Here is a 10,677-nt window from a genome sequence, read left to right as displayed (position 1 = left end):
GACCAGTTCACGAGGTTGCAGTGTAGTGAAATCAACAATATTGGTCGTTTCTGAAGAGCCCGGGTATGTCGATTTCGGTATAATGTTTTGCATTATATCGTTAACGAATTTGCCGTTGCCACACCAGTAGACAACCTCTCTAACAGCCTGTGACAGCAGTTCATCTTCATTCATGGCCTGACCCACGCGCTCTTCTGTGAATTGGGGAAACGCCTTGTGAAACAGAGTAGCCAGAATGACCTTTATTTTACGCTCATGATTGAGCATGGACTCCCTATTGCCAGAGTTGAACTGTTTTTGAAAACACAGAGCATATTGCAATACCAGCCCCTGGGCATTTTTTGCCAATTCTGAAAATGCCACCTTGGCTCGATCCTCTGATTGTTCAAAATCAAGAAACTTCTGACATCTGCTGGAGAAAAAATAATCTTCACCCAGTTCATTTATTGTTTTCGTGTCACCGGTGTCTCGCATGCCTACGGGCCCCACATTGGGATATTGTGAAGCTTTTTTCCACTGCAGCATTCTCCCCTCGGATGTGGCATCCACATAAGACGAAAGGACATGATGCTTTCGCCGGGTCACTGAATCATGGTCAGCTGCCATTACCGCCGGAGCATATAATCCGCAACTGAATAAAACACCGCAATCATGGGCATATTTATAGAGTCCCTCGTGAATCTGATCCGCCTTTGTCACTGGGTCAAGAACGTAAGGGTATAAATGATAAGGCGCATCTTTTGTTGATTTCAGATGAAGGCAATAACCTGTCTTTCCATCAATGTAGCGACACTTCTCCTCCAGTTTGGCCTTTTTGGCGGGCGGTATTAATGTCACCAGATCAGTCCGCACATCATTCCAGTGATATCTGCCGACCACTTCGGGAATCGAGCTTTTCAAGCCATGCTGGTCGGCTATGGCTGCCATCAGGCTGATTTTATTACCCTCTCTTGCCAGTTCTTCCGGTTTTTCTGTATCGCTGAGAAATTTCAGATAATCCCAGCCGCCATCCGTGCGTTGAATGGCCAGCGTACGCCCGTAGACCTCGACAGATTCGCCTGTAAATAATTCTATCGACGGAGGTGCTGTCCACTGCTGCGGATTACTCAGCTTTTTCCAATCATTATCAAACTGATTTTCCTGTGGCTGATAATCTTTATCCAGTGATAAAAGCAACTGCCAAATGTTTGGGCTTCCCATAGTATTGAGGGGATACACAGATCTACAAAACAAGACTTCCCGCTGTTTTGCACAATCAGGATTATTTAACCAGTTATTTAGCACATGAATTCGATGGCCTGGAGGGGCAAGACGTAGAAATGATTCAATGATGTCAAAATGTAAGTTAGTGACAAGATGGCTATATTCTACCAGTTCATTATATAACGCTGATGAAGTTGTCGAAGCCTCATAACCCGGATCCGGCCACAAGTCCGGCCGATAACTTTTTAGTCTGAGTGAAAAGGTTGCCTCTTGCTCACGGTATTCCGATCCCGCTCGAACCCATGACAGGCCCTCCATCAAAAGCCAGTCCATGAATTTCATGAAATCATAAGGACGGGTGAGGCCATTGCAGCATCCAACCTGGCTGATCAGGGTGTTCCATGTCTCACAGTACCGGTCATCTTCCTTTAAAAGACCTGATCTGTTTGACAAACCGGTATCATTCATTGCCGAAAAAATTTTTGCTGCCCACAAGCTTACATCTCCCAGAACTAATTTATTTATATAATTCGGCCCTGACCAATATTTCGATTCATCCCCTTCCTCCTGACAAATAGGCATTTGCTCAATAACAAGCTGGATAAACGACATTGCTTTTTTATCTAGCCGAAAGCATTCCTGATCCAACTGCTGTCCGAATTTATCGGGCAAGGTCCATAAAAACGGAGCGACTCGATTCACTGTATTGACAAACAATCGTTCATTAGTCAGACCAGCCTCTTTAGCCATAAGAAAAGGAGAATTTTCAAGATTAACCGATGCCTCTATAAACGCCTGTCTGGTGACAGTAATACCTATTTCAGTCAATAATTCAGCACATTGGTGCAGTCCTCCCAAAATAGCAATCATTGCAATCACTTGCTGTTCATCCTGACAAAATGAACCAATAATTTTACGGACTTGCTCCTGTGCTTCTTTTTGTGATTGTTGTGCAATAGCTTCAAGAACAAATACCAGTACTATGCTTCGATGGTATTTACTAATCCTGTAAAGCATAGCAATGCGGTGGTATTCGAAACTATGAGTTATAAGGTCTCTTATCATGTCACGGGCATTACATTTACAACGAAGGTAATTAAAAAAAAACATTAACCTTCTATATGAAGCTGCTGGTATTGATTGTGCTATTGCCTCCTGAAATAATTCATCATGACCGTATATGGAATTTAAAACTGCCTCGGAAAGAACGTCAAAGCGAGGATCAGCATCAGCAAAAATAGCCTTGACGAATAACAGGTCCGGAAAACCTGTTTTGCAGTTACCGACCAACTTTTCCATCGTATCAAAAGGGAGGTATACGGTAGACTCAGGATTAAGATCCACCCAGCCATTTTTTTGTTCGATGGGGAACCCTTGTTCAATAATGTAGGTGAGTACTTTCAGATTATTTTTTTCGACTCCCGCCCAAATAGCGATCTCCCGTGCTGTTTCTTGAATATCATTCGTTATTTTTTTTACTGATTCAGAACCATTTAAAATTTTAAAATCATTCTCAATGTAGGTTTCAGTAATAGTAACAGTAAGATTACCAGTATCAATGTATTCCTTAATCTCTCTTTTCAACTCATTGACTTTATCCATTGTACTGACATTGACATGTAATTTATCAAACTGTCGAGCAAGTTTTTCTAATGCTTCTTCGACACGTGGTTTTACAGCCTGTTTTGAAGTCAGTAATTCCAGTAACTTCGGCTGCCCTACCTGGCCAAAACTGAGGGCTACTTTCTGATTATCTTCAGCTCCTGCTTCTCTTCCGATGGTTTTCGGGCTGTAAGCTCTGGAATGACTGACTGTGCAGCCGCTAAGTGAAAACAAGCCGTCAGGGCCTGAGGATCTGCTTTCAGATACTCCAGCGTTGTCAGATACATAATTGGCAGGATTGAAAAGCCCCTCTTTGTCTTCAGTGGGCCGTACCGTCAGCCATTTATAATTCCCTGTCGCTCTACAATCACTGGCTTCGGAAGTTAAGCCTGATCCGGTTATGGTATCAGTATTTTTGCCTGTTACATCCATATTTTCTTACCCTTATCAAAATGTCCTTGACAACCTTTGACAATGAGAAGGAAAAAAAATTCCAATTCCCGGGCAGCACCTGGCAGCTAAACGAAGTTCCTGGTTGAGTGTTCCATTTATGAAACCGTTTTATCCGCTTCATTGTCTGTTCACGCAAGGCATTCAGAGCTAGTATGGGTCGACTGATTTGAGGATAGAGAGCATGAGCGAACAAGTTCAATACATTCCCCCGGCGGTTTGGACATGGGACGATGAATCCGGTGGCCAGTTTGCCAATATCAATCGTCCGGTATCAGGTAAGACACATGATCAGGAGCTGCCTGGGGGAAAGCACCCGTTCCAGCTGTATTCGTTGGCTACTCCCAATGGAGTCAAAGTCACCATCATGCTGGAAGAGCTGTTAGAGAAAAACATTGATCAAGCCGAATATGATGCCTATCCCATCAAGATCATGGAAGGAGACCAATTCAGTAGCGGGTTTGTCGATATCAACCCTAATTCCAAGATTCCGGCATTGATCGATAACAGTGGCGAGACGCCGGTTCGTGTTTTTGAATCCGGTGCCATTCTGGTTCACCTTGCGGAAAAATTTGGCGAGTTTTTGCCGCAAAATGAAGGCCGTCCAGAAGTCATGTCATGGTTATTCTGGCAAATGGGTAGTGCGCCCTTTTTAGGTGGGGGCTTTGGTCATTTTTATGCCTATGCACCTGAGAAGTTTGAATACCCGATTAATCGTTACACCATGGAAGTGAAACGCCAGTTGGATGTATTGGATAAGCAATTAGCGAACAATGCCTATATAGCAGGCACTGAATACTCCATCGCTGATATCGCGATTTGGCCCTGGTACGGTGCTTTGGTCTTGGGTCAGCTATACAACGCTGCAGAGTTTTTAAGTGTGGACTCTTATAAGAACGTTAAACGCTGGGCAGAACAGATTGCCTCTCGCCCGGCAGTAAAACGTGGCAGGATGGTCAATAGAACCTGGGGAGAACCCGAGGAACAATTGCCGGAGCGTCATGATAAGTCTGACTTCAAATTATTGAGAGCTGTTTAAGCATTAAGAAATTCAGCAAATTTATAGCTATCCTTTGTTTTCTCTTTAGAGTGGGAATGAGCCCTCAAAGCATAATTTCCACCTTAAAAGAACGATCCCAGGCCAAAATATGTTATAACGCTTTCCTATGAACACCATCAACATCCAATACTACAAGTCACCCGTTGGTGAGCTGATGCTGGGTACCTTTGACCAGCAGCTGTGCCTGTGTGACTGGCGCTATCGAAAGAAAAGATTGCGGATTGATGCTCGCGTCAAAAATGGGCTCAAAGCTGAGTATGTCGAGAAAGACGACGAAGTTATAGAGTATACCCGTCAGCAGTTGGAGGAGTATTTTCGTAAAGAGCGGAATACCTTTTCAGTGCCGCTGCTCCTGGTAGGTACCGCTTTCCAAAAGCAGGTTTGGCAAGCTCTTCAGGATATTCCCTATGGAGTGACCACCACCTATGCCGGACTGGCAGAATCCATAGGCAACAGAAATGCCCTGAGAGCCGTCGCCAATGCCAATGGTGCCAACGGCATTTCAATACTGATTCCCTGCCACCGGGTTATTGCCAGCAATGGTGAGCTACAGGGCTATGCCGGTGGTAAACCGGCTAAAGAAAAGCTACTTAATCTGGAAGGTGGCCTCCCTAATCAACAGGGTTCGCTGTTTGATTAACTGGCAGGATGCATAAAACACCTCCGACTCACCATAATAATATCATCAATATAACTCGAGTCCGATCATCTCATAGCTGCCCATAAAGACAGAAACTGATAAACTGCGCGGCCTGTTACAGGAGTTTTTATGTCAGGCACATCTCAAAAGAAGCAGACTCAACCCGCACCCGTCTGGCGGCGACTGGCTGCCATGATCTACGACAGTTTTCTGGTTTTGGCCATTATGTTTCTGGTGGGTTTTATCAACCTGGGTATTCAGATGAAGGTGTATGGGGCTAAAGAACTCAAGGCCATGACAGAGAGCGGGCAATCCATCGGCGGACCTATCTTTTATGCTGCACTTTTTCTGAGCATTTTTAGCTTCTTTGCCTTTTTCTGGTCCCGTCGAGGCCAGACTCTGGGTATGCAGGCGTGGAACATTCAAATTGTCGATCGGGAAGGGGGTTATATTTCCATCGGTCAATGCCTGATTCGAACACTGACCGCTATTCCTGCCCTTATGCTCTGTGGGCTGGGTGTCTTCTGGTGCCTGTGGGATCGAGAACATCTCAGCTGGCAAGATCGGTTGTCCCGGTCCAGAACACTGTACATTCCTAAACAAAAGTCCTGACCAGACAGATAGCAGGCAGCCAATGCCAGAAAGTGACTGCCCTCGTCTAACCTCATCTCCATTAGCCTTTGCCCTAAAAAAACAACCCAATAGCTTACGAAATAACGTAACACTTAGTCATCAGGCAGCTCTGTATAGCAGTAAAGACCCTATAGCAACACAGATCAAAACCGGCAGCAAAACAGACAACACCGGCGGGAAACCAAACACCAGGCTGGAAGGCCCCAGCAGGCTCTGCACAATCATGAATATAACCCCGGTAATCACCCCCGAAAAGATTCTCAGCCCCATACTGACCGAGCGCAAGGGGCCGAAAACAAAAGAGATTCCTACCAGTACCAGGGAAAAAACAGACAACGGTTGCAGTGCTTTTGTCCAGAACGCCAGCGCATATTCACCCGTATCCAGCCCCTGCTCTTCCAGATAACGGGTATAAGTATTCAGGCCGGATATAGACAAGCCATCCGGCTCAACCACCACCACTTTCAAGAGCGTTGTTGTCAGGTTGGTATCCCAGGGCTCTGTATTCACTTTTTCTGAGACCACTTTATCGCCTTGCATACGACTGAGGGTGACATCCTCAAGCAGCCAGTGATCCTGCTGATAGATCGCCCTTCTGGCAAACGAGCTTTCCTTGAGTTTCATATCATCATCAAAGACATATCGACTCACACCGTAGAGCACGCCATTAGGCTCAACCGCGTTAAAATACATAAATTCATTGCCTTCACGGTGCCAGACCCCTGCACCGGAATATTCGCCATTGTGAGATCGGGCGATATTCTTCCGGGTTTCGGCAATCTGTTCTGTGGTGGGTGCCACGTACTCACCCAACACAATACCTATGCAAATCAACACCAAAGCAGGCTTCATCACTGACCAGACCATCCGCCACAACGAAACACCTGCCGCTCTCATGACCACCAGTTCACTGTTTGAGGCCATGTTGCCCAGACCAGCAAGACACCCAATCAAGGCAGACACCGGGATAAATTCGTAAATCTTCTTGGGGATGAGGAGCAAAATATAGACGACCACATCCGCTATCTGATAATTAGCACGAACATTATCCAGCTCCCCCAGAAAAGCGAACATGGATTCCAGCACCACCAGAATCAAAAGCACCACGACCATGGAAGCCATTACGTTCCATGCGATATAACGGTCCAGCTTACGCATGAGTAACTTTCCTTCTGGCAATCATAGCCTGCAAAGGCTCCTGAAAATAAAAGATCAATCCAAGCAGCAGGTAAATCCCATGCACCCACCAGACACCCATTTGTGGGGAAAGACGCCCATCATCAACCATTCCACGACTCAAAATCAGCAACGCCAGATATAGCAGATAGAGCAATACACCGGGCAGGAGTTTCACGAAACGACCCTGCCTGGGATTCACTTTTGAGAGCGGGACGGCCAGCAACACAATAATCGGGATCAATAATGGCAGTGACATTCGCCACTGCAACTCCGCTATATAGGTGGAATTATCCGAGCCTAGCAATGTCGAGGTGGGTAGAGCCTGCTCTTTACTGATCTCTTCAGCGACCGCACTCTCTTCCATTCGGATGCCATAGGTTTCATACCGGGTCACCCTGACTTTCTTGCCGCCGGGCGTCAGATCGTAACGATAGCCATCACTCAGGATCAGATATCGCTGTCCGGCCTCCTCCGTGGTAGATATACGACCACGCTCTGCCAACACCAGGGACATCCCTGTACTGTCACGATCGGCTGACTGGTGAGCAATAAACACCTTGTCCATCTGCTGATTGTCATCTGTCAGCGACTCGGTGTAAGTGACCCGGTTAGCTCCCTCAAACTTTTGAAACCGACCCGGCACCAGTGTGTCGAACTCAGTCATGGAATCCTGCTGATGAAGAATGGTTTCGACCTGCTTTATCCCCCAGGGAGCGACAAGAATACTCAGAAGAGCCACCACTATCATGACACCCAGGGCGGGAATCATGGTCATGCGCAGCAACTGTCCCTGACTGACACCACAAGCCCCCATAACTGTCATTTCATTTTCTGCGTAGAGCCTGCCATAAGCCATGATAATGCCCAGAAACAACCCCATGGGAATAATCATCACCAGGAACTCGGGCATTCTGTAACCCATGATGGCAAAAAGGATGTCGGCGTTCAGCGAGCCATTGGCAGCCTGTGCAAGATAGTTCACAAAACGGCCACTCATGATAATCAGGAGCACAACACCGGTAACGGCCAATGTGACCTTGAGCATTTCTTTGGCCAGGTATCGAAAAAGGATCGAAGGCATGATCTTGAGTTACTGTTTCCGCCGGTTCATTGAAAGTAAAACTCACTTACCTGAGAGATACGGTAAGTACTATGGTTCCAGATGAGAGAGCAGTCCTGGCTACTTGTCGACCATCAAAACACGTTTTTTCTGCCCGGAAAGACAGTTGTCGACACATTGATACAATAAACGGACTAAAATCTATCTCTGAAAGCCTTGCGGGAATTCACTTCTTGTGCAAGCTCTGTTCAAATACCCGACCTGACAATTATCCAACAAACCTGTTCGAGTTTATAGCCCGGATGAAAGAAGTCTCATCATTTACATTCCTTTTGCAAAAAAAGGGTGTAGCCGCAAGAGTCACACAGGGCTAACTCAGGTGTCTGTCGGTGCCATCGAAATCGTAACTCTTGGCTGCCAGCGTCAAAGGCACAATCAGGAGTATTTATCAGGGATTTGTCAGAAAGATTAACAGGAGATCGGGGGCATCCCCGTGAGTTATAACTGGACAAGTGTCCTATGGGAGCAACCATGCAATTTATCGTAAAAAGCGGAGCGGTAGAGAAGCAGAAAACTGCCTGCCTGGTTCTGGGTGTGCAGAAGAAAAAGCTTACCGCCTCAGCATCAGCCGTAAACGAGGCCAGCAAGGGTGCCATCGACAACATTGTCAAACGTGGCGACCTCAAGTACAAGGCAGGTCAGACCCTGTTGCTCCAGCACGTTCCGGAAATCCCCTCTGAGCGAATTTTGCTCTGTGCGACCGGCGAAGGAAAAGCACCCCTGAAAGAAAGTGAGTTCATCAAGCTCGCCCAAGCCGTTGCCTCTGAACTGAAGACGGCCTCTGCCAAAGACGCACTGGTGTCTCTGGAAGATATCGATGTAGATGGCAAGGACCACAGCTGGAAAGTTCGCCAGCTGGTAGAAGCCGTTGTCTATGCATTCTACCGGTTCGACGAGTTCAAGAGCAAAAGTGCCGATGCACTGACATTGAAGAAGGTCACGTTTCTGGCTGAGCGCAAACAGGCAAAAGCTCTGAATCAGGCTATTGCTGAAGGCCAGGCCATTGGTGAAGGCCGTAACCTTGCTCGAACTCTGGGCAACCTGCCTGGCAACGTCTGCCACCCGACTTATCTGGCAGACCAGGCCAAAGCTTTGGCGAAATCCCATGCCAGGATGACCGCCAAGATTCTGGGCGAAAAACAGATGTCTGATCTGGGTATGAACTCTCTGCTTTCCGTAGGCCAGGGCTCCGATCAGGAATCCAAGTTGATCCTGATGGACTACAAAGGCGGCAAACGTGGCGAGAAACCAATAGTCCTGCTGGGTAAAGGCATCACCTTTGATACTGGTGGTATTTCCCTGAAGCCAGGGGCCGCCATGGACGAAATGAAATTCGACATGTGTGGTGCAGCCAGTATTTTTGGCGCCATGCAGACCATTCTGGCACTGAACCTGCCCATCAATATCGTGGGCATGGTCGCCGCCGCCGAGAATATGCCCAGTGGCAACGCTACCCGTCCGGGCGACATCGTAACCTCAATGTCGGGTCAGACCATTGAGATCCTTAATACCGACGCCGAAGGCCGCCTGGTACTCTGCGACGCTCTGACCTACGCTGAGCGTTACAAGCCCAAAGCTGTGATCGATGTTGCCACACTTACAGGTGCCTGCGTCATTGCCCTGGGTCACCACACCACCGGTCTTCTGAGTAACAATGATGAGCTGGCTGAAGCACTGCTGAAAGCCTCCAAAGACGCTTCTGACCAAGCCTGGCAGCTGCCAATGGGTGAAGAGTACCAGGCTCAGCTGGATTCCAACTTTGCCGATATGGCCAACATCGGTGGCCGTTCGGCTGGCACCATCACAGCCGCCTGTTTCCTGGCGCGCTTTACAGAAAGCTACCCATGGGCTCACCTGGACATCGCCGGTACGGCATGGACTTCCGGTAAAGCCAAAGGCGCTACCGGTCGGCCCGTCCCCATGCTGATTCAATATCTGCTTAACCAGCTTTAATACTCTTTGGGGTTGCGGATCGATGGAGACTCACAACCCCGCTTTCGGAAAAGCTTCAACGCAGCTTTCAATATCCGACTCACGACGGATAGAAGTCAGCGACCTTTCAACCAGCATCATTTCCCATTACACTCAACCTCATGTCCCGAGTAACCTTCTATTTGCTGCAACAGCAGTCAGCACAAGCCGTTAAAAAATTCGCCTGTCGGTTGACCGACAGAGCGTGGCGTAATGGTATGGCTGTTCATATTCATACGGATAATGACATCCAGTGCGAAACTCTCGACCGACTGCTTTGGGAGTGGCGTGAAGATAGTTTCCTGCCGCACCAGATCATCAACAGCAAAGCCACGGGGGCGCCGATCACCCTGGGATATAAACCACCGAAATCGATGGACGACAACACCCTGCTGATCAATCTGTCCAATCAAATTCCGGCCTTTTACAAAAACTTTGTCCGAACTTGCGAAATTGTTGATCAGAGTCCGGGCCCGGTTGAGGTTCTCCGTGAAAAGTTCAGGGCTTACGTTGCAGACGGCATCCAACCAGAAACCCACCAAATACAGGGTTAAAGCCATTAGCGGGTAAAGCACATGAGCCAGAAAAAGACGGAAGGTCTGCTGGATGAACAGGAAAGACTGAAAACCCTCTTAAAGAATGAGATAGATCGTAATGATCATCTCAATCAACACATCCCTGTTCTCACCGACCTTGCTGACCAGGAAGAAACCAGACAGACTGTCACAATTCTGGATGTCACAGAGAATTATCAACAGACTGAACCGCAGGAACCGCCTACTCTGAAACCTCCGCTTAACCGCGGCGTCAAACAGTCAG

The 10,677-nt window shown here is 47.6% G+C and carries 9 protein-coding genes; 6 read left to right on the top strand and 3 right to left on the bottom strand.

The genetic code is table 11. The features are described from left to right. On the bottom strand, positions 1-3,237 hold a 3,237-nt coding region (locus KDK19_RS00805), incomplete at its 3' end, for a hypothetical protein (RefSeq protein ID WP_257291141.1). A 202-nt stretch (positions 3,238-3,439) separates the two neighbouring features. Here KDK19_RS00805 and yghU point away from each other — a divergent pair. From yghU to KDK19_RS00790, 3 genes are all read left to right on the top strand, one after another. Beyond that, positions 3,440-4,294, top strand: coding sequence for a glutathione-dependent disulfide-bond oxidoreductase (yghU, locus tag KDK19_RS00800; protein ID WP_257274276.1), 855 nt, complete (start codon positions 3,440-3,442; stop codon positions 4,292-4,294). A 127-nt stretch (positions 4,295-4,421) separates the two neighbouring features. After that, the gene (locus KDK19_RS00795; RefSeq protein ID WP_257274277.1) at positions 4,422-4,955 is read left to right on the top strand and encodes a methylated-DNA--[protein]-cysteine S-methyltransferase; all 534 of its coding nucleotides are present in this window, start codon (positions 4,422-4,424) and stop codon (positions 4,953-4,955) included. A gap of 129 nt (positions 4,956-5,084) precedes the next feature. Further along, positions 5,085-5,567, top strand: coding sequence for an RDD family protein (locus KDK19_RS00790; RefSeq protein WP_257274278.1), 483 nt, complete (start codon positions 5,085-5,087; stop codon positions 5,565-5,567). 120 nt (positions 5,568-5,687) lie between these two features. Here the strand turns inward: KDK19_RS00790 and lptG are convergent, their stop codons facing one another. Together lptG and lptF are read right to left on the bottom strand one after the other, a co-directional pair. Then, complete coding sequence (gene lptG / locus KDK19_RS00785) at positions 5,688-6,746, bottom strand: LPS export ABC transporter permease LptG (protein WP_257274279.1); 1,059 nt, start codon at positions 6,744-6,746, stop codon at positions 5,688-5,690. Beyond that, positions 6,739-7,848 carry an LPS export ABC transporter permease LptF gene (lptF, locus tag KDK19_RS00780; RefSeq protein ID WP_257274280.1) on the bottom strand — a complete coding sequence of 370 codons (1,110 nt, stop codon included), beginning with the start codon at positions 7,846-7,848 and terminating at the stop codon, positions 6,739-6,741. Before lptF ends, lptG begins: the two co-directional genes overlap by 8 nt. A 510-nt stretch (positions 7,849-8,358) precedes the next feature. On the opposite strand from lptF, the gene KDK19_RS00775 reads away from it, so the two are divergent. The 3 genes from KDK19_RS00775 to KDK19_RS00765 all read left to right on the top strand — a co-directional run. Then, positions 8,359-9,840, top strand: coding sequence for a leucyl aminopeptidase (locus tag KDK19_RS00775; RefSeq protein ID WP_257274282.1), 1,482 nt, complete (start codon positions 8,359-8,361; stop codon positions 9,838-9,840). 140 nt (positions 9,841-9,980) lie between these two features. Then, entirely contained in the window at positions 9,981-10,412 is a 432-nt protein-coding gene (locus KDK19_RS00770; protein WP_257254185.1) for a DNA polymerase III subunit chi, read from the top strand. Between the two features lie 21 nt (positions 10,413-10,433). After that, positions 10,434-10,677 (top strand): hypothetical protein (locus tag KDK19_RS00765; protein WP_257291140.1); only part of this gene is annotated, 244 nt, incomplete at its 3' end.

Origin of the sequence: Endozoicomonas sp. ONNA1, assembly GCF_024606325.1 — a bacterium.
Classification (GTDB): Bacteria; Pseudomonadota; Gammaproteobacteria; order Pseudomonadales; family Endozoicomonadaceae; genus Endozoicomonas_A.
The sequence above is the reverse complement of the archived record's forward strand: the minus strand, read 5'-3'. Positions and strand labels throughout refer to the sequence as shown.

What these genes read in the sequence shown, in the direction of transcription:
- yghU (WP_257274276.1), top strand. Translation starts at nt 3,440, where the DNA reads ATGAGCGAACAAGTTCAATACATTCCCCCGGCGGTTTGGACATGGGAC.
- KDK19_RS00795 (WP_257274277.1), top strand. Translation starts at nt 4,422, where the DNA reads ATGAACACCATCAACATCCAATACTACAAGTCACCCGTTGGTGAGCTG.
- KDK19_RS00790 (WP_257274278.1), top strand. Translation starts at nt 5,085, where the DNA reads ATGTCAGGCACATCTCAAAAGAAGCAGACTCAACCCGCACCCGTCTGG.
- lptG (WP_257274279.1), bottom strand. Translation starts at nt 6,746, where the DNA reads ATGCGTAAGCTGGACCGTTATATCGCATGGAACGTAATGGCTTCCATG.
- lptF (WP_257274280.1), bottom strand. Translation starts at nt 7,848, where the DNA reads ATGCCTTCGATCCTTTTTCGATACCTGGCCAAAGAAATGCTCAAGGTC.
- KDK19_RS00775 (WP_257274282.1), top strand. Translation starts at nt 8,359, where the DNA reads ATGCAATTTATCGTAAAAAGCGGAGCGGTAGAGAAGCAGAAAACTGCC.
- KDK19_RS00770 (WP_257254185.1), top strand. Translation starts at nt 9,981, where the DNA reads ATGTCCCGAGTAACCTTCTATTTGCTGCAACAGCAGTCAGCACAAGCC.